This is a genomic window from Streptomyces sp. NPDC058534 (assembly GCF_042717365.1).
GTDB lineage: Bacteria > Actinomycetota > Actinomycetes > Streptomycetales > Streptomycetaceae > Streptomyces.
In genome coordinates, this window is the sequence record NZ_JBHXNW010000109.1 from 1 (window position 1) to 18,912 (window position 18,912).

General features: G+C 73.3%; 14 protein-coding genes. 10 read left to right on the forward strand and 4 right to left on the reverse strand.

The genetic code is table 11. The features are described 5' to 3' along the window. Positions 1-188: 188 nt before the first annotated feature. Positions 189-1,934, reverse strand: coding sequence for a malto-oligosyltrehalose trehalohydrolase (gene treZ / locus ACFWR9_RS39245; RefSeq protein ID WP_383851468.1), 1,746 nt, complete (start codon positions 1,932-1,934; stop codon positions 189-191). A 340-nt stretch (positions 1,935-2,274) separates the two neighbouring features. Between treZ and ACFWR9_RS39250 the strand changes: the two genes are divergently transcribed. The 3 genes from ACFWR9_RS39250 (at position 2,275) to ACFWR9_RS39260 (ending at position 5,157) form a co-directional block, all read left to right on the forward strand. Beyond that, positions 2,275-2,997, forward strand: coding sequence for a hypothetical protein (locus tag ACFWR9_RS39250; protein ID WP_383851471.1), 723 nt, complete (start codon positions 2,275-2,277; stop codon positions 2,995-2,997). 59 nt (positions 2,998-3,056) lie between these two features. Then, complete coding sequence (locus ACFWR9_RS39255) at positions 3,057-3,608, forward strand: FHA domain-containing protein (RefSeq protein ID WP_383851474.1); 552 nt, start codon at positions 3,057-3,059, stop codon at positions 3,606-3,608. Positions 3,609-3,831: 223 nt separating this feature from the next. Continuing rightward, the gene (locus ACFWR9_RS39260; protein WP_383851476.1) at positions 3,832-5,157 is read left to right on the forward strand and encodes a M14 family zinc carboxypeptidase; all 1,326 of its coding nucleotides are present in this window, start codon (positions 3,832-3,834) and stop codon (positions 5,155-5,157) included. A 7-nt stretch (positions 5,158-5,164) separates the two neighbouring features. Here the strand turns inward: ACFWR9_RS39260 and treY are convergent, their stop codons facing one another. Beyond that, on the reverse strand, positions 5,165-7,585 hold the full coding sequence (gene treY / locus ACFWR9_RS39265; protein ID WP_383851479.1) for a malto-oligosyltrehalose synthase: 2,421 nt from the start codon (positions 7,583-7,585) through the stop codon (positions 5,165-5,167). Between the two features lie 93 nt (positions 7,586-7,678). After that, positions 7,679-9,796: a glycogen debranching protein GlgX gene (gene glgX / locus ACFWR9_RS39270; RefSeq protein ID WP_383851481.1), complete on the reverse strand. Its 2,118-nt coding sequence runs from the start codon at positions 9,794-9,796 to the stop codon at positions 7,679-7,681. 355 nt (positions 9,797-10,151) lie between these two features. Here glgX and ACFWR9_RS39275 point away from each other — a divergent pair, with 355 nt between their 5' ends. Both ACFWR9_RS39275 and ACFWR9_RS39280 read left to right on the forward strand, forming a co-directional pair. Next, a complete protein-coding gene (locus tag ACFWR9_RS39275; protein WP_383851483.1) occupies positions 10,152-11,399 on the forward strand; it encodes an SAV2148 family HEPN domain-containing protein in 1,248 nt (415 codons plus the stop codon). Between the two features lie 138 nt (positions 11,400-11,537). Continuing rightward, on the forward strand, positions 11,538-12,260 hold the full coding sequence (locus ACFWR9_RS39280; RefSeq protein WP_383851486.1) for a 3'-5' exonuclease: 723 nt from the start codon (positions 11,538-11,540) through the stop codon (positions 12,258-12,260). A gap of 41 nt (positions 12,261-12,301) precedes the next feature. Here ACFWR9_RS39280 and ACFWR9_RS39285 read toward each other — a convergent pair whose 3' ends face one another. After that, positions 12,302-13,165: a phosphotransferase enzyme family protein gene (locus ACFWR9_RS39285; protein WP_383851488.1), complete on the reverse strand. Its 864-nt coding sequence runs from the start codon at positions 13,163-13,165 to the stop codon at positions 12,302-12,304. A 170-nt stretch (positions 13,166-13,335) separates the two neighbouring features. Between ACFWR9_RS39285 and ACFWR9_RS39290 the strand changes: the two genes are divergently transcribed. The 5 genes from ACFWR9_RS39290 to ACFWR9_RS39310 all read left to right on the forward strand — a co-directional run bounded on the left by ACFWR9_RS39290 (position 13,336) and on the right by ACFWR9_RS39310 (position 18,791). Further along, on the forward strand, positions 13,336-14,274 hold the full coding sequence (locus ACFWR9_RS39290; RefSeq protein ID WP_383851508.1) for a carbohydrate ABC transporter permease: 939 nt from the start codon (positions 13,336-13,338) through the stop codon (positions 14,272-14,274). Continuing rightward, on the forward strand, positions 14,271-15,104 hold the full coding sequence (locus ACFWR9_RS39295) for a carbohydrate ABC transporter permease (RefSeq protein WP_383851491.1): 834 nt from the start codon (positions 14,271-14,273) through the stop codon (positions 15,102-15,104). Before ACFWR9_RS39290 ends, ACFWR9_RS39295 begins: the two co-directional genes overlap by 4 nt. Further along, positions 15,104-16,387, forward strand: a complete 1,284-nt coding sequence (locus ACFWR9_RS39300; RefSeq protein WP_383851492.1) for an ABC transporter substrate-binding protein — start codon at positions 15,104-15,106, stop codon at positions 16,385-16,387. Before ACFWR9_RS39295 ends, ACFWR9_RS39300 begins: the two co-directional genes overlap by 1 nt. Before the next feature lie 359 nt (positions 16,388-16,746). Continuing rightward, positions 16,747-17,529, forward strand: coding sequence for a 23S rRNA (adenine(2058)-N(6))-methyltransferase Erm(O) (erm(O), locus tag ACFWR9_RS39305; RefSeq protein WP_383851494.1), 783 nt, complete (start codon positions 16,747-16,749; stop codon positions 17,527-17,529). Beyond that, positions 17,526-18,791: a glycosyltransferase gene (locus ACFWR9_RS39310; RefSeq protein ID WP_383851496.1), complete on the forward strand. Its 1,266-nt coding sequence runs from the start codon at positions 17,526-17,528 to the stop codon at positions 18,789-18,791. Before erm(O) ends, ACFWR9_RS39310 begins: the two co-directional genes overlap by 4 nt. Positions 18,792-18,912 lie beyond the last annotated feature (121 nt).

Consider the following 18,912-nt stretch of genomic DNA (forward strand, 5'->3'; position numbering starts at 1 on the left):
GCCCGCTCCCCCCGCGCGCGCGCGCCGCCCCCCCCGCCGCGGCGCGCCACCCCGCCCCGCGGGGGGGGCGGGGGGGGCGGGCGCGGGGGCCCGCCCCACCCCCCCCGCGCGCCCCGTCCGGGTGTCCGGCGTGACCGGCCCGTCCGGACCCCTGGGCGCCGGGCGCCGCCGAGACATCGGGCGCCCCGTCACTCCTGTTCGAGCACCACACTCGACTCGCCCGGCACCCGCAGTATTCCGTCCGCGCCCGGTCCCTCCACCGGTTCCCACGCGGCGAGCACGCGCGCGGGGCGGTTGCCCAGCGGGATGAGAGCCGGTTCGGGGCCCAGGTTGACGGCCACCCGGATGTCGCCGCGCCGGAAGGCCAGCCAGCGTGCCCCACCGTCGTACGCCACCCTCGTGTCGGCGAGGTCGGGGTCGGTCAGGTCCGGCTGCTCGGCGCGCAGGGCGATCAGCCGCCGGTACCAGTCCAGTAGGCGCGCGTGCGGCTCGCGCTCCGACTCGGACCAGTCGAGGCAGGAGCGCTCGCGCGTCGCCGGGTCCTGCGGGTCGGGCACGTCCTCCTCCTTCCAGCCGTGCGCGGCGAACTCCCGCCGTCTGCCGCTGCGTACGGCCTCGGCCAGCTCGGGGTCGGTGTGGTCGGTGAAGAACTGCCACGGTGTCCCGGCGGCCCACTCCTCGCCCATGAACAGCATCGGCGTGAACGGCGCCGTCAGCGTCAGGGTGGCCGCGCAGGCCGCGAGGCCGGGGGAGACCAGCGCGGCGAGGCGGTCGCCCTGGGCGCGGTTGCCGATCTGGTCGTGGGTCTGGCTGTAGCCGGTCAGCCGGTGAGCGGCCACCCGCCCGCGGTCCAGCGGACGGCCGTGACCGCGCCCGCGGAAGCTGGAGTACGTGCCGTCGTGGAAGTAGCCCCGGGACAGCGTCTTGGCGAGCGCGGCCAGCGGATCGCGCGCGAAGTCGGCGTAGTAGCCCTGCGACTCCCCGGTCAGCGCGGTGTGCAGGGCGTGGTGGAAGTCGTCGTTCCACTGCGCGTGCACGCCGAGGCCGCCCTCCGCGCGCGGGGTGATGATCCGCGGGTCGTTGAGGTCGGACTCGGCGATCAGGAACAGCGGGCGGTCCAGGTCGGCCGCGAGGTCGTCCACGGCGGTCGACAGCTGCTCCAGGAAGTGGCACGCGCGGGTGTCCACCAGGGCGTGCACCGCGTCCAGGCGCAGTCCGTCGATCCGGTAGTCCCGCAGCCACGCCAGCGCGCTGTCCACGAGGTACGCGCGCACCTCGTCGGAGCCGGGCGCGTCCAGGTTGACGGCGACGCCCCAGGGCGTGTGGTGGGTGTCGGTGAAGTACGGGCCGAAGACGGGCAGGTAGTTGCCGGACGGGCCCAGGTGGTTGTGCACCACGTCCAGGACCACGCCCAGGCCGAGTTCGTGGGCCCGGTCGACGAACCGTTTCAGCGCCTCGGGTCCGCCGTACGGCTCGTGCACCGCCCACAGCGAGACCCCCTCGTACCCCCAGCCGTGCCGGCCCGGGAAGGGGCACAGCGGCATCAACTCGACGTGCGTGACGCCCAGCCGCGCCAGATGCCCGAGGCGCTCGGCGGCGGCGTCCAGCGTGCCCTCGGGCGTGTACGTGCCCACGTGCAGCTCGTACAGGACGCCGCCGGGCAGCGGCCGCCCCGCCCACTCGGCGCGCCAGGCATGCCGGCCGTGGTCGACGACGGCGCTGAGCCCGTCCGGTCCGTCCGGCTGCCGGCGCGACCGCGGGTCCGGCAGCACCGGCCCGTCGTCCACCGCGAAGCCGTACCGCGAGCCGTCACGCGCCTTGTTCTGCCCGCACCACCACCCCGGCCGCTCGGGATCGCGCTCCAGCGCGCGCGTGGCGCCGTCGCACTCCAGCGTCACTCGGCCGGCCTGTGGTGCCCACACCTCGAACTGCACGGACGGTTCCCCTTCGTCTGCTCACCGTGATGTAGCCCGTCCATGGTCCTTCATGGGGGAGCGGGGGCGCGTCAAATACCTCGGTTCTCGTGTCCGGGTTCCTTGGCAAGTGCTCCAAAAGCGTGAGTGATCAGCCGAGTTGGTTTCTCGCGTTCTTACGATCGGTGGACGTCCAGCGGGCCGACCCCTACATCCAGCGGACCGTACGCGAACTCGCGGCCGACGGGATGGAGGCCGGGCTGTTCCACACCAGCGGCACCGCCGGTGACGACGACTTCCCCGGCCACCGGGGACGGCCGCGGCGAAGGCCTTCCTGGACGCCGTCGGCATCCCGACGGTCATGACCCCGCTCGCGGCCACCATGCTGCTGGTGGACAAGTGGGAGACCAAACAGCTCTGCGGGCGGGCCGGACTGGACGTACCCGACGGGTTCCGCGTCGACTCCGATGGGCATCCGCACCTGCGCTCACCCGCCGACCTCGACGCCCACCTCACACCCCGCCCGGGGACGGTGTCGACGGTGGTGGAACAGGTGATCGAAGGCGACCTGTGCAGCGTGGACATCGTGGGCCGCCCCGGCTCCTACCGGGTGCTCCCCCTGTGCTGGACCGGACGCGCCGGTGCGGAACCGGTGTTCACCTTCGCCGACCTGCGCTGGTGCGGCCCCCGCGAGGAAGCGGACACCGCGTTCGCCGAAGTGGCCCGCACCCTCACCGGCCTCTGCGGGAGCCTCGGGGTCCACGGGTCGGTCAACGTCGACATGATCTACACCGGCGGCCGGTTCGTCTCCTGGAGATCAATCCGCGCATCGGCGGCGCCACCACCCTCTCGTGCGCCGCGTCCGGCACCAACACCTTCACCTCCCTCACTCGCATGGCCCGCGGCCTTCCCCTCACCGGAGGTATGGCGCGACGGACCTGCTGGGCGGTCGAGTTCCTCGCCGACGACGGCATTACGCCTACGGCACTGGCCGAACGCCCTGACGGAGCTGTACGAGGCGTCCGGTTTCCCCGCCACCGAGGTCATGGCCAGGATCGGTGCCCTGCTGGACCCGAACCGGTGAGGCCACGGGCCGGAGCGTGTCCTGGACACTCCGCCCCCGGCTGACCGACAATCACCTGTGTGACGTCGTCCTTCGAGTTCCCCACGCACCCCGCGCGGTTGTCCGACGCGGAGCGCGACAAGGCGTTGAAGGTGCTCCGGGACGGCGTCGTGATGGGGCGGCTGTCGCACGACACGTTCGTCCGCCGGATGGAACTGGCGCTCGCCGCCCGCCGTCTGGAGGAACTGGCCCCGCTCACCGCCGACCTGCCCACCGAGGGCCGGCTGTCCCGGCTGGTCTTCGGCACCGTCGAGGCGGTGTCCGGGTTCGGCGTACGGCTGGGCCGGGCCTGGCGCGCCGAGCGGCTGCCCAAGCTGCTGCTGCCCCATCCCGGCGCCGGCCACCCGCTGCGCATAGGGCGCGACCCGTCCAGCGGCCTGCGGCTGAACCACGAGACGGTCTCCCGGGTGCACGCGGAACTCAGCCGCCAGGGCGGCATGTGGGTGCTGCGCGATCTCGGCTCCACCAACGGCACCACCGTCAACGGACGGCGGGTCATCGCGGCGGCCGTCGTCCGCGAGGGCGACCAGATCGGCTTCGGCCGGATGACCTTCCGCCTCGCGGTGAACTGAGGGCGACGGACGCGCCCGAGCACACCTCTGGCCTGGGCTTCACGCGGTGTCACGCGGTGTCACGCGGTGTCTTTCGGTGCTCCGTGGCGCATTTCCCTTTGCGTTGCGTGGTGTTGACGTACCCCCCAAGTCGTGACTGACTGTGCGTACACCGCGCACCCAGGTGAACCGTCGGCCCACTTCGTGGAGGTGTGCCCTGCCGCCCCTCCTGCGCTATCCGACCGTGGACGAGCTGGGTGCCCGGGCCGCCGCCTTCGTCGCCCGCCATCCCCGACACGCCCGGCTGCGCCACGTCGGCACCTCCCGCGCGGGCACCCCGCTGCTGCTGCTCTCCGTCGGCCACGGCGGCCGTCAGGTCCTCGTCGTCGCCGGACCGCACGCCAACGAGCCCGTGGGCGGCGCCACCGCCCTCCGGCTGGCCGAGCGGGCCGCGGCCGACCCCCGGCTCACCGAGGGCGCCGACGCCACCTGGAACCTGCTGCTGTGCGCCGACCCCGACGGGCTGCGCCGCAACGAGGGCTGGCTGTCCGGCCCGTACACCCTCGGCCGCTACGCCCGTAACTTCTTCCGGCCCGGGTTCCTGGAGCAGCCCGAGTGGCTGCCCGACGGCCCGGACCGCGCCACCCTGCCCGAGACCCGCGCCCTGCTCGACCTCCAGGACGAACTGCGGCCCTTCCTCCAGTGCTCCCTGCACGGCGTGGACGTAGGCGGCGGCTTCGTCGAGCTGACCCACGACCTGCCCGGCATCGCCCAGCGCATCGCCCAGACCGCGGCCCGGCTCGGCGTCCCCCGCGAACTGGGCGCCTACGACACCCTGTACTGGCCCGACCTCGGCCCCGCCGTCTACCGCATTCCGCCGCCCCGCCGCGGCGACCTCACCGCGGCCATCACGGAGGCCGCCGTCGACTCGACCTGGTGCCACCCGGGGCGCTACGGCACGGTCACCGCCGTCGTCGAGGCACCCATGTGGGGCGTCGCCGCCGTGGCCGACGGCACACCCCCGGCCGACCGGGACGGGGTGCTGCGGGCCGTGAGCCGCGCCCTGCGGCACGACACCCGGCGCCTGCACCGCGTCCTCGCCCGTGTCCGGCCGCACTTCGCCGGGGTGCCGGAGGCGGCGCACCTGCTCGCCCCGGTCGACGACTACCTGCTGGTCTGCCCGCGCCTCGCCGACGCGTGGGACCCCGACACCGACGACGGGTCGGGCCGCTCCCTGCCGCCCATGAGCACCGCCCACCTGGTCGCCCTGCGCCTGGCCGGACGGCGCCTGGCCCTGCGGACCGCGGGGCTGCTGCACCAGCTGGTGACCCGCGCGGGAAGCGATCCGGCGGGCGTCCTGCCCGAACTGGACCGGCTCGTCGACGAGGGCTGCGCCGACTACCGCGACGGCTGCGCGGCCCGCTGGATCCCGATCGCACGCCAGGTGGAGTACCAGACCCGGGTCGTCCTCGCCGCCTTCGCACTGGCCGGACGGCGCCGCACCGCGGACTCCCGCTCGGGGGAGCCCGGCCGGTGCTCCGAGGCCGCCGTGCCGATGCACCGGGACTGACCCCGCCTCAGCCGTCCTCCCCGGTGCCCTCCACCCGTTCCAGCAGCGCGACCGGTGTCTGGGCGAACAGATCCGCCACGCGCGCGTCCCCCTTGAACTCGCGCCCGGGTGCCAGCGCGTCGGCCCACCGGCCCGGCGGCAGCGGAAGGGTCGTGCCGCCCCAGCCGCCCGCGTCCGCCAGCCGCAGCGACAGGCGGGTGACGGCCGTGACGGTCTCCCCGGAGCGGGTGAACGCCAGGCAGTGATCCGCCGCCGGGCCCCCGGCGGGCAGCGGCTCGTACGTCGCCGCGTCGCCGAAGGCGCCGGGCCGCCGCGCGCGCAGCGCGAGCGCCGCCCGCGTCACGGCCGCCTTCTCGCCGGGCCTCCCGGGCTCCGCCGGCTCTCCGTGCTCCCGTGGGCCGGCCGGGAAGTCCACGGGCCGCCGGTTGTCCGGGTCGACCAGGGCCAGGTACTCGTGCTCGGTGCCCTGGTAGAGGTCCGGCACGCCCGGCATCGTGAGGTGGGTGAGAGCCGTGCCGAGGACGTTGGCCCGGATGTGCGGCGCCAGCGCGTCGCGCAGCGCGGCCACCCGCTCGCCCGGCGTGCCGCACGGCCCCGCCGCCACGAACGCCGCCACCGCCTCCTCGTACGACGGCTCCTGCTCCGTCCAGCTGGTGTGCGTCCCCGCCTCGCGCACGTGCTTCAGGAGTGCCTCCGCCACCCGCTCACCGTCCGCCGGGCCCAGCCCGAACACCGTCTGCCAGGCCGCCCACGCCAGCTGCGCGTCCGGCCCGTCCTCGCCCGTACGGGTGACCTCCGCGAGGACGTCCGCCCACCGCCGCGGGCACTCGGTGAGCACCGCCAGCGCGGCGCGCACGTCGGCGCTGCGCTTGGTGTCGTGCGTCGAGACGACCGTGCCCGTCGTCGGCCAGTCGCGCTGCACGCGCGCGCAGTAGGCGTGGAACCGTTCCGGGGACAGCGCCGGACCGCCCGGGTTCCCGCCCACCTCGGTCGCCGACAGCAGCGGCACGTAGCGGTAGAAGGCGGTGTCCTCGACGGACTTGGCGCGCAGTGCCGACGCGGTCTGCGCGAACCGGTCCCGGAACTCCGCGTGGTCAGGACCGGCGCCGTACCGCCCCAGCAGGAGGTCCCGTACGACGTCCACGGCGCCGGCCTCCTCCGGCACCGCGAAGGCGGCGCGCGCCTCGGCCGCCGCCTCCTCGGTGACCACCGACGCAGCGTCCCCGGCGCCGTAAGGCCGGTACACCTCCAGGCGCACCAGCAGCTCGCACAGCGCCGTGCGCAGCGCCCAGGGCGCCCGGTCGCGCAGGGCGGGCTCCGGCGAGGCGACGCACAGACGGTGCGCCACCCGGGTGAGCCGGTCCGTCTCGGTGGCCAGCTCGTGCCCGAGCACCCGGTACGCCGCCCGCCGCACCGTCGCCGCCCAGTCCCCGCCCAGGTCTCCGCGCGGTGCGGCGAACGCGCGGTAGTGCGCGAGCAGTTCCCCGTACCCGGCCGGGTCCGTGAAGACCCCGTCGATGTGCCGCAGGGCGTCGTATCCGGTCGTGCCCGCGACGGGCCACGCGGCCGGCAGCCGCTCCCCGTCCGCGAGGATCTTCTCCACCACGGTCCACCGTCCGCCGCTCGCCTCGTGCAGCCGCCGGAGGTAGGCGCCGGGGTCCGCGAGGCCGTCGGGGTGGTCGACGCGCAGCCCGTCGAGCACCCCCTCGTGCAGCAGCCGCAGGATCGTGGCGTGCGTGGCCTCGAACACCTCGGGGTCCTCCACGCGTACGCCGATCAGCTCCGAGATGCTGAAGAAGCGCCGGTAGTTCAGCTCGGTGCGGGCGAGCCGCCACCACACCGGGCGGTACCACTGCGCGTCCAGGAGCTGCGGCAGCGGCAGGTCCGCGGTGCCGTCCCGCAGCGGGAAGGCGTGCTCGTGGTAGCGCAGGACGTCGCCGTCGACCCGCAGCTGGTCAAGCACCTCGCCGACGGGTGCGCCGAGCACCGGCACCAGGAGCTGCCCGCCCTGCGCCTCCCAGTCGATGTCGAACCACCGTGCGCAGGGCGATGCCGGGCCCTGGCGCAGCACGTCCCACAGGGCGCCGTTGTGGCGGGGGGACATCGCCATGTGGTTGGGCACGATGTCCACCACCAGGCCGAGACCGTGCTCCCGCGCGGCGCGCGCCAGCGCCCGCAGCCCCTCCTCGCCGCCCAGTTCCGCGCGCACACGCGCGTGGTCCACGACGTCGTAGCCGTGGCCCGACCCCGGCACCGCCTCCAGCACCGGGGACAGGTGCAGGTGGGACACGCCGAGCGAGGCCAGGTACGGCACGGCCGCAGAGGCGGCGGCGAAGGGGAAGCCGGGCTGGAGCTGGAGCCGGTAGGTGGCGCGGGGAGCGGAGGAGGAGGCCGTGGACGTCACCGGGTCGGGTCGCTCAGGTGTCATGCAGAGCTACGTACCCGCCCCGCCGCCTTTCGTGTCACCGGCCCCCTGCACGGGTGCGGGGGCGTCAGCGCCGGGCGGACGCCCCCGCCCGCTCTAGACAGGCCGCTGGAGCACCGTCAGACTGCGGTCCACCAGGGTCAGCCGGTCCCCGGCCTGCACCTTCGGTCCCGTCTCCGATCGCACCCCCTCCGGGAGGGCGGTGTCGACGACCACCTCCCACTGCCGGCCGTGGTCCACCGGCACCACGAAGTCCAGCGTCTTGGGCGAGGCGTTGAACATCAGCAGGAACGAGTCGTCGGCGACGCGTTCCCCGCGCGGACCGGGCTCGGAGATCGCGTTGCCGTTCAGGAACACGGTCAGCGCCGACGCCCGCGCGGAGTTCCAGTCCCGCTGCGTCATGTCCGCGCCCTCCGGCGTGAACCAGGCGATGTCCGACAGCTCGTCGCGGGTGCCCTCCACGGGGCGCCCGTGGAAGAAGCGGCGCCTGCGGAAGACCGGGTGGTCCTTGCGCAGCCACACCATCGACCGCGTGAACTCCAGCAGTTCGGAGGCGGCCTCCTCGCCGTCCGGCCAGTCCACCCAGGCCAGTTCGTTGTCCTGGCAGTAGGCGTTGTTGTTGCCCCGCTGGGTGCGGGCGAACTCGTCGCCGTGGCTGATCATCGGGACGCCCTGGGAGAGCAGCAGGGTGGCCGTGAAGTTGCGCATCTGCCGCGCCCGCAGCTCCAGGACCGCCGGGTCGTCGGTGTCGCCCTCGACGCCGCAGTTCCAGGAGCGGTTGTGGCTCTCGCCGTCCCGGTTCTCCTCGCCGTTGGCCTGGTTGCGCTTGTCGTTGTACGCCACCATGTCGTGCAGGGTGAAACCGTCGTGGCAGGTCACGAAGTTGATCGAGGCGAGCGGGCGGCGCCCGTCGTCCTGGTAGAGGTCGGAGGAACCGGTCAGCCGGGAGGCGAACTCCGCGAGCGTGCGCTGCTCGCCGCGCCACAGGTCGCGCACCGTGTCCCGGTACTTGCCGTTCCACTCGGTCCACAGCGGCGGGAAATTGCCCACCTGGTAGCCGCCCTCGCCCACGTCCCAGGGCTCGGCGATCAGCTTCACCTGCGAGACCACGGGGTCCTGCTGCACCAGGTCGAAGAACGACGACAGCCGGTCCACCTCGTGGAACTGCCGGGCCAGGGTGGCCGCGAGGTCGAAGCGGAAGCCGTCGACGTGCATCTCGGTGACCCAGTACCGCAGCGAATCCATGATCATCTGGAGTACGTGCGGGGACCGCATCAGCAGCGAGTTCCCGGTCCCCGTGGTGTCCATGTAGTAGCGGGGATCGTCGGTCAGCCGGTAGTACGAGGCGTTGTCGAGGCCCTTGAAGGACAGCGTCGGGCCCAGGTGGTTGCCCTCGGCGGTGTGGTTGTAGACCACGTCCAGGATCACCTCGATCCCGGCCTCGTGCAGCGCCTTGACCGCCGACTTGAACTCCAGCACCTGCTGGCCGCGGTCGCCCCAGGAGGCGTACGCGTTGTGCGGGGCGAAGAAGCCGACCGTGTTGTAGCCCCAGTAGTTGTTCAGCCCCATGTCCACCAGGCGGTGGTCGTTGACGAACTGGTGCACCGGCATCAGCTCCAGCGCGGTCACCCCCAGCTCGGTGAGGTGCTCGATCAGCGCCGGGTGCGCGAGGGCGGCGTAGGTGCCGCGCAGCTCCTCGGGCAGGCCCGGGTGACGCATGGTCAGGCCCTTCACGTGGGCCTCGTAGATCACCGTGTGGTGGTACTCCGTCCGGGGGCGCCGGTCGTCGCCCCAGTCGAAGTACGGGTTGACCACGACCGACGTCATCGTGTGCGGCGCCGAGTCGAGGTCGTTGCGCCGTTCGGGCTCGCCGAAGTGGTAGCCGTAGACCTCCTCCCCCCACTGCACCGCGCCGCTGATCGCACGCGCGTACGGATCGAGGAGCAGCTTGGCGCTGTTGCAGCGCTGCCCGTGCTCCGGGGCGTACGGGCCGTGCGCGCGGTAGCCGTACCGCTGCCCCGGCATCACGCCCGGCAGGTACGCGTGCCGGACGAACGCGTCGCTCTCCCGCAGCTCGACGGCGGTCTCCGAGCCGTCGTCGTGCAGCAGACACAGCTCTGCTCGGTCGGCGGCCTCCGTGAAGACCGCGAAGTTGGTGCCGGCGCCGTCGTACGTGGCACCCAGTGGATACGCCTCTCCAGGCCAGACCTGCATGAACACGACTCTTTCAGGTGTGGGGCGCCGGTGCGGACGCCTTGGCTGCGAGTCTCCCCGAAAGTGAGGCGACCACCTAGCACGTACGTCTCCCTACCCACCCTTCGGCGTTCTGCTCCACACACGCCGCGGGACGGGCGCGGGGAAGTCTTCCCCGTACCCGGCCACGTCACCGCTATGACTCCGCTCACTCGCCGGTGGGGCGCGACCCGGAACGGGCCGGTGGATCAAGGACGTTGGGAAAACCGGCCCGTCCATCGGGCTGCACCGCGGACCGCTCCCGGAGTACCCTTCCTTGATCGTTGGGACGGGGTGTCCCCGGGAAGCGTCCGGGGGAGCGGAAGGCGGTACACGGGTGGGCTCGGGAGGGCTGGAGCTGCCTCCTGGTGACGACGGTCACCAGGAGAACTCCACGGACGTCCCGCCCGGTGCGGTGTCCCTGGCGCGGCCGATGAGCGCGGGCGCGATCGGTCCGGAACTGGACTGGGACGGCGGCGCCTGGCGCGAGGTGCGCACCCGCGCCCAGCGGGCCGGCCGCGCCTACATCTGGCTCAACCTCGTCGAACAGCGGCTGCGCGCGGTCGTGGCGGCCGTCCTCCGGCCGATCTACGAGCCCGTCCACGGCGACGACTGGGTGGTCGCCGCGGCCGGACCCGCCGGCCAGGAGTGGGTCCAGCGCGCCGTCGCCGTCCGCGAGGTCAGCCGCCGCAAGGGCTACCTGCTGGACCCGGCCGACGACAACGTCCTCAGCTTCCTCACCCTGCCCCAGCTGCGCGAGCTGATGGTGCAGCACTGGCCCTGCTTCGAGCCCTACGTGGACGAGCGCCGGGACGTCGAACTCGCCCTGGACGAGCTGGAGGTCACCCGCAACGTCGTCTCCCGCAACCGGGCGCTGTCCGAGGCGGTGCTGAGCCAGGCCGAGCGGGCCTCGGCGCGGCTCCTGGAGGTCCTGGGCGCGGGCGGCGACGTGCCGTCCGCGCGCCGGCTGCCGGTGGACGCGGTGGAGGACCTGGTCGGCGACCGCTACGCCGACGTCGTCGCCGTCCACTCGGACCGGGTGCGGCTGCTGCGCCAGTTCCCGGCCGAGGACCTGTTCGGCGGCGCCCGTCGCGTGGACGCCCTCGGCATCGGCCTCAACCTGCTCGTGCAGAACTTCTCCGGCCGCCGTCTGCTGCGGCTGGCCGAGTCCGGCGGCCGGATGCGGCTGCTCTTCCTGAACCCGGCCTCCAGCGCGATCAAGCGCCGCGAGCGCGAACTGGGCATCAAGCGGGGCGAGCTGAGCCGGGCCGTGGAGATGAACATCCTGCACATGCGCCGGGTGCGCGCCCGGCTGCGGGATCCGGGGGCGTTCGAGATCCAGGTCTTCGACGAGACGCCCCGCTTCACCGCCTATCTCGTCGACGGGGACGGCGCCGACGGCATCGCGGTCGTGCAGTCCTATCTGCGCCGGACGCGGGGGATGGAGGCACCGGTCCTCGTCCTGCGCAACGGACGGGGCGGCGGCAGGGTGGTGAAGGCGGACGAAATCGACGAAGGCGGACTCTTCCCCACCTACCGTGAGGAGTTCGAGCTGATGTGGGCGGATTCGCGGCCGGTGTCGTGAAGGTCCTGTCGGGTGTCGGTCCGGGGTCCGGCCGGGCTCCGGAACGGGGGTAAGCGGAATGCGATCCTCTGATTGTCAGTGGCCCGTGCGAAGGTGGAGACCACTGGGGGAACGCACCACCAAGAAGGGGGACCGCCCATGGGCTGGCACCGGGAGCTGCTGATCGGCTTCGACCTGGAGACGACGGGCACCGATCCGCGCGAGGCGCGCATCGTCACGGGGGCCGTGATCGAGGTCAGGGGCGGGGAGCCGCAGGGCCGCCGGGAGTGGCTGGCCGACCCGGGCGTGGAGATCCCGGCCGAGGCGGTCGCGGTGCACGGCATCAGCAGTGAGCGGGCCGCCGCCGAGGGCCGGCCCGCCGACCAGGTCGCGGACGCCATCGCCGCCGTACTCACCGACCACTGGCGCACCGGCGTCCCGGTCGTCGCCTACAACGCGGCCTTCGACCTCACCCTGCTCGCCGCCGAACTGCGGCGCCACGGACTGCCGTCCCTGCGCGACCGCCTGGGCGGCGCGGACCCCGCCCCGGTCATCGACCCGTACACCATCGACCGTTCCGTCGACCGCTACCGCAGGGGCAAGCGCAACCTCGAAGCGGTCTGCCGGGAGTACGGCGTCCCGCTCGACGCCGCCCACGACGCCACCGCCGACGCCCTCGCCGCGGCACGGCTGGCCTGCGCGATAGCCGAGCGCCACCCCAAGGTAGCGGCCCTCGGCCCGGCGGACCTGCACCACCGCCAGGTCGAGTGGTACGCCGAGTGGGCGGCGGACTTCCAGAGCTTCCTGCGCCGCAAGGGCGACGCCACGGCCGTCGTCGACGCGACGTGGCCCCTGCGCGAGCCGGCCGACGAGCGGGTCTGACCAGGCGGGGAGCCGGACGGCCGGGCGGCCACCCGGGACGGTCAGAAGGGGTACCAGCGCACCGTCGGATCCCCGTCCCGCAGCGACGCCACCCTGCGCTCGAACTCGGCCAGCGCCTTCGGATTGCTCGGCGCGTGCTGGGCCACCCATGCGCAACTGGCGGTCTCCCGGGCGCCGCGCAGCACCGCACAGCCGTCCCACTCGCGCACGTCCCAGCCGTAGGTGGCCGTGAAGGCGTCGTACGCCTCGGCGGGCAGCCCGTAGCGGTCCCGGCTGAGCGCCAGCACCACCAGATCGTGCTCGCGCAGGTCGGCGGAGAAGGTCTCCAGGTCGACCAGGACCGGCCCGTCCGGACCGACGTGCACATTGCGGGGCAGCGCGTCGCCGTGGATCGGGCCCGGCGTCAGATGCGGGGTGAGCGCGGCGGCGGCCGACGCGAATCCGTCCCGGCGCTCGCGCAGATACGCGGCGTCCGCCGGGTCGATCACGTCACCCGCGAGCCGCAGCCAGCGCTCCACACCGCCCAGCAGCTCGCGGGGCGGCAGTTCGAAAGAGGAGGGGAGGGTCAGTCCGTGGACCAGCCGCAGCAGCACGGCCACGTCCCGCGGTTCGGCGGGCCGCACCGGCTCGGGCAGCCGCCGCCACACCGTCACCGGGTGCCCGTCGACGAACAGCGCCGTCGGACGGGCCGCCCGCACCGCCGGCACGCCGGCCTCCTCCAGCCAGAGGGCGACGGCCAGTTCCCGGCGCGCCCGGTCGAGGAGTTCCGCGTCCCGGCCCACCTTGACCGCGAGGTCACCGGCGGCGAACACCGCGTTCTCGCCGAGGGCCAGCAGCCGCGCCTGAGTCGGGCGGGGCAGTACGCCCGCCCCGGCCAGCACCTCCCGGGCCCGTGCCTCGTCCATCGTCGTACGCCTCCGTGTCCGTCATGTCCGCCGGGTTCCCGCCGTCCGTCGGCCAGTGTCGCATTCACACAGGTGGGGGCGGATGCGCGGGCTCTTGACGGGGCGCGGTCACTTCACGACCATGACGAGGCCCGTCCGAGCAGCGCAAAGGGGCTGATTGCGTGACATTGATGACCGAGTCGAGGAGACCGGCGCGTCCTGCGCCCGGCAAGGAGCGGGGACGGCGCGGGCCGGACCACGGTGCCTGGTTCCTCGTGCTGCCCGCGCTGATCCCCATCCTGGTGCTCAGCGTCGGACCGCTGCTCTACGGCATCCTGCTGGCGTTCACCGACGCCCAGTCCGGCCGCACCGAGCCCACCCGGTGGATCGGCACGCTGAACTTCCAGGACCTGCTGCACGACACGCTGTTCTGGGAGTCCTTCCGGATCGGACTCGTCTGGGCGGTCGGGGTGACGGTGCCGCAGTTCCTGCTCGCACTCGGTCTCGCCCTGCTGCTCAACCAGAACCTCCGCCTGCGCTGGCTGGCCCGCGCCCTCGCGATCATCCCCTGGGCCATGCCCGAGGTCGTCGTAGGCGTCATGTGGCGGCTGGTCTACAACACGGACGCGGGCATCCTCAACGAGACGCTGCGCGACCTCGGCCTCGGAGGCGGACACGACTGGCTCAGCGGCCTCGGCACCGCCCTGCCCGCCGTCATCGTCGTCGGCGTCTGGGCCGGCATGCCGCAGACGACGGTGGCGCTGCTCGCCGGGCTCCAGAACACCCCGCGCGAGCTGCACGAGGCCGCCGCGGTCGACGGCGCCGGAGCGTGGCGCCGCTTCCGCACGGTCACCTGGCCCGCCCTCAGACCAATCGCTCTCGCCATCACCGCGCTCAACCTCATCTGGAACTTCAACTCCTTCGCCCTGGTCTACGTGCTGACCAACGGGGGCCCGGGCGGCCGCACCCGGCTGCCCATGCTCTTCGCCTACGAAGAGGCCTTCCGGTACGGGCAGTTCGGTTACGCGGCGGCGATGGGCTGCGTCATGGTGGCCGCGATCTCGATCCTGCTGGCCGTCTTCCTCGTCGGCCGGCTCAAGGGCGGACTCAAGGGAGGTGACCAGGCGTGAGGACCTCGACCACGGCCCGCGTCGGCCAGTACGCCGCGCTGCTCGCGTATCTCGTCTTCCTGGCCTTCCCGTTCCTCTGGCTGATCTCCACCGCGTTCAAACCGCCACGCGAGCTGGGCAGTCTGCACCCCACCTGGATCCCGGAGAACCCCACCCTCGACAACTTCCGGCAGGCCTTCGACGAGCAGCCCCTGCTGCAGGCCGCGCTCAACTCCCTGCTCGCCGCGCTCGGCGCCGCGGTGGTCGCCGTGGTGATCGCCACTCCGATGGCGTACGTCATGGCCCGCCGCCGCGGCCGGCTCGCCAGGGCGGCCACCGGGTGGGTCGTGGTCAGCCAGGCCTTCCCCTTCGTCCTGCTGATCATCCCGCTCTTCCTGGTCCTGAAGAACCTCGGACTGATCAACTCCGTTCCCGGCCTTGTGATGGTGTACGTCGTGTGGTCGCTGCCGTTCGCGCTGTGGATGCTCGCCGGGTACGTCCGCGCCGTACCGGCCGAGCTGGAGGAGGCGGCCGCGGTCGACGGCGCCGGGCGGCTGCGGACGCTGGTCTCGGTGACCGCGCCGCTGCTCGCGCCCGGGATCGTGGCGACGGCCCTGTTCGCGTTCATCACCGCGTGGAACGAGTTCTTCTTCGCGCTGGTGCTGCTGAAGACACCGGAGAAGCAGACGCTGCCGGTGATCCTGACCCACTTCATCGGCGCCGAGGGCGTCGCCGACCTCGGCCCGCTGGCCGCGGCGGCCTTCCTCGCGACGCTGCCCTCGCTGGTGATCTTCGCGCTGATCCAGCGGCGGATCACGGGCGGCATGCTCGCCGGGGCGGTGAAGAGCTGATGCGCACCCGCACCGCGACCCTGCTCGTCGCCCTCGCCCTGCTGCTCGCCGGCTGCACCTCGGGCGGCGGTGACGCCGACGACGGCCGCATCACCCTGCGCTTCCAGTCCCTGGCCTGGCAGGAGGAGTCGGTCGAGGCCAACAAGGAACTGGTCCGGGAGTGGAACGCCGCCCACCCGGACGTACGCGTCGAGTACGTCCAGGGCAGCTGGGACAGCGTCCACGACCAGCTCCTCACCTCCTTCGAGGGCGGCGAGGCGCCCGACATCATCCACGACGCCTCCGACGACCTCGCCGACTTCGCCTACGGCGGCTACCTCGCCGACCTGACCGAGCTGCTGCCGGATCGGCTGAAGTCGGATATCCCCGAGCGCAGTTGGGAGTCGGTCACCTTCGGCGACGGGGTCTACGGCGTGCCGTTCCTCCAGGAACCCCGGGTGCTGATCGCCAACGCCGACCTGCTGCGAGAGTCGGACGTCCGGATTCCCACGCCCGAACACCCCTGGACCTGGGCGGAGTTCCGGCAGGTCACGAAGCGGCTGAGCGGCGACGGCAGATACGGGGTGGCATGGCCCCTCAAGGAGCCCGTCTCCGCGACGCTCAACCTCTCCCTGTCCAACGGCGGGCGGATGTTCCACCGGGACGCGGACGGAAAGGTCACCGTCCGCTTCGAGGAGGGCGACCAGGTGGTGCCCCGCACCATCCACGACCAGGTCGAAACGGACCACAGCGCCTCGTCCGACACCCTGGGCAGCGGCGGCTCCGACACCCTGCCCGGCTTCTTCGCGGGCAAGTACGCGATGGTGCCCCTCGGCTTCTCCTACCGCCAGCAGATCGAGCAGCAGGCCCCGGAGGGCTTCGACTGGCAGGTACTGCCCGCCCCCGCGGGCACCGACGGGCTCACCCAGGGCGTCAGCCCGCAGACCCTGTCGATCGCCGAGGACACCCCGCACAAGAAGGAGGCAGCCGCCTTCCTCGACTTCCTCCTCCAGCCGGACAACATGGTGCGCCTGGCCCTCGGCGACTGGATGCTGCCCACCGGGCGCCAGGCACTCAAGGACCCCGCCCTGCACACGGCCGAGCGGGGCTGGGCCACCGGCACCGCGCTCGCCGGCCACCTGCGCTCGGCGCCCGCACAGTCCGTCCGGGGCTACGCCGAGTGGAAGGACAAGGTGGCCACCCCCGCGCTCCAGGAGTACTACAGCGGCGCGATCGGCATGGACGAGCTGCGCGAGAGACTGGAGGAGGACGGCAACCTCGTACTCGCCCGCTACCAGCGCTGACCGCGCGGCCGGCGGCCCCGCTCGGCGGCCCGCGCTCGGGGGCCCGCGCCGAAAACCCGTTGCCCGCCCGGCGCGCGGCCGCCTAGCGTCACCTCTGTGGCAGCTTTCAACGCGATCTTCAACTCCGGTCTCGGCCGGGGCTGCACGTACTCCATCAGGATGCGTCGTGGCCCCGGAGCCCTGACCGGCCCGGGGTCCCCCCGCCGCTGACCCACGTCACCGCTGACTTACGTCACCGCTGAGCACGTCACTCACCCGCGGCGGGGCTGAGCCTCCGCGTTCTCATTTCGCCTTCGTCTTCCGGTCAGGGCCTTCGGCTGCCCTTTCCCCTTTTCACGGAAGACAAAGGACCGCAGGCCATGGCCCGCCCCACCCAGCGTGCCCGCACGCTCTCGCAGAACTTCCTCGCCGACCGCGCCACCGCCGAACGCGTAGCCCGGCTCGCCGCCCCTGACACCCGGCACCCTCCCCTCCTGCTCGAAGTGGGCGCCGGCCAGGGCGCCCTCACCGAGCCGCTGGCCCGCCGCAGCCGGGAACTGCGCGCCTACGAGATCGACCCCGGGCTCCTGCCGGGCCTCCGCGCCCGCTTCGCGCACACCCCCCACGTCCGCGTCGTCGCCGGTGACTTCCTCGCCGCGCGGCCGCCGCGCACCCCGTTCGCCGTCGCCGGGAACGTGCCCTTCTCGCGCACCGCCGCCATCGTCGACTGGTGCCTCACCGCCCCCGGCCTCACCGACGCCACCCTGATCACGCAGCTGGAGTACGCCCGCAAGCGCACCGGTGACTACGGCCGCTGGACCCTGCTCACGGTCCGGACCTGGCCCTGCCACGAGTGGCGTCTGGTGGGCAGGGTGGGCCGGTACCGCTTCCGCCCGGCGCCGCGCGTCGACGCCGGGATCCTCCGCCTCGAACGCCGGCCCACCCCGCTGCTCACCGGCGCCGCCGCCCGCCGGAGCTGGGACGACCTGGTCGAGCTGGGCTTCTCGGGGGTCGGCGGCTCGCTGCACGCGTCCCTGCGGCGGGCCCGCCCCGGGCGGCGCGTGGACGCCGCGTTCCGGGCCGCGCGGCTCGACCCGCGCGTGCTCGTCGGCGAGGTCCCGCCCGCGGCGTGGCTGCGGCTGCACGAGGAGCTGACGGCATGATCCGAAAAGACTCGCACGAGAACTTGCACGAGACGTCTCGTCTCGCGTACGGTCGACGCATGACCAGTCCCGCGCACATCGCCATGTTCTCCATCGCCGCCTACGGCCACGTGAACCCCAGCCTGGAGGTGATCCGCGAGCTTGTCGCGCGAGGGCACCGGGTGACGTACGCGATCCCGCCGCTCCTCGCGGAGAAGGTCGCCGGGGCGGGGGCCGAACCCAAGCTCTGGAACAGCACGCTGCCCGGCCCCGACGCCGACCCGGAGGCATGGGGGAGCACCCTGCTGGACAACGTGGAGCCGTTCCTGGACGACGCCATCCAGTCGCTCCCGCAGCTCGCCGAGGCGTACGAGGGGGACGAACCGGACCTCGTCCTGCACGACATCGCCTCCTACACCGCCCGCGTCCTCGGCCACCGCTGGGACGTGCCCGTGGTCTCCCTCTCGCCCTGCATGGTCGCCTGGGAGGGGTACGAGCAGGAGGTCGGCGAGCCGATGTGGGAGGAGCCGCTGAAGACCGAGCGCGGCCAGGCGTACTACGCCCGCTTCCACGCCTGGCTGGACGAGAACGGGATCACCACGCACCCCGACCCCTTCGTCGGCCGCCCCGAGCGCTCCCTGGTGCTGATCCCCAAGGCCCTCCAGCCCAACGCCGAGCGGGTCGACGAGAAGACGTACACCTTCGTCGGCGCCTGCCAGGGCGACCGCACCGCAGAGGGTGACTGGACGCGCCCCGGGAGTGCGGAGAAGGTCGCGCTGGTCTCCCTCGGGTCCGCCTTCACCAAGCAGCCGGGTTTCTACCGGGAGTGCGTCAAGGCCTTCGGTGAGCTGCCCGGCTGGCACACGGTGCTCCAGATCGGCCGGCACGTCGACCCGGCCGAGCTGGGCGAGGTGCCGGACAACGTGGAAGTGCGGTCCTGGGTGCCGCAGTTGGCCATCCTCCAGCAGGCCGACCTGTTCGTCACCCACGCGGGCGCCGGCGGCAGCCAGGAGGGCCTGGCGACCGCCACGCCGATGATCGCCGTACCGCAGGCCGCGGACCAGTTCGGCAACGCCGGCATGCTCCAGGGGCTCGGTGTCGCCCGGCAGCTCGCCACCGAGGAGGCCACCGCCGAAGCGCTGCGCACCGCCGCTCTCGCCCTGGTCGACGACCCGGAGGTGGCCCGGCGCCTCAAGGAGATCCAGGGGCGGATGGCCCACGAGGGCGGCACCCGGCGGGCCGCCGACCTGATCGAGGAGCGACTGGCCGCCGCGAGGGCCTGACCGCACCCGGCACAGGCGCCGCGGGGGCCCGCCGGGGGGGGGGGGAGCGCCGGGGGCCCCCCCGCGCGGGGGGGGGGGGGCCGCACCCCCCCCCCCCCCCCCCCCCCCCCCCCCCCCCCCG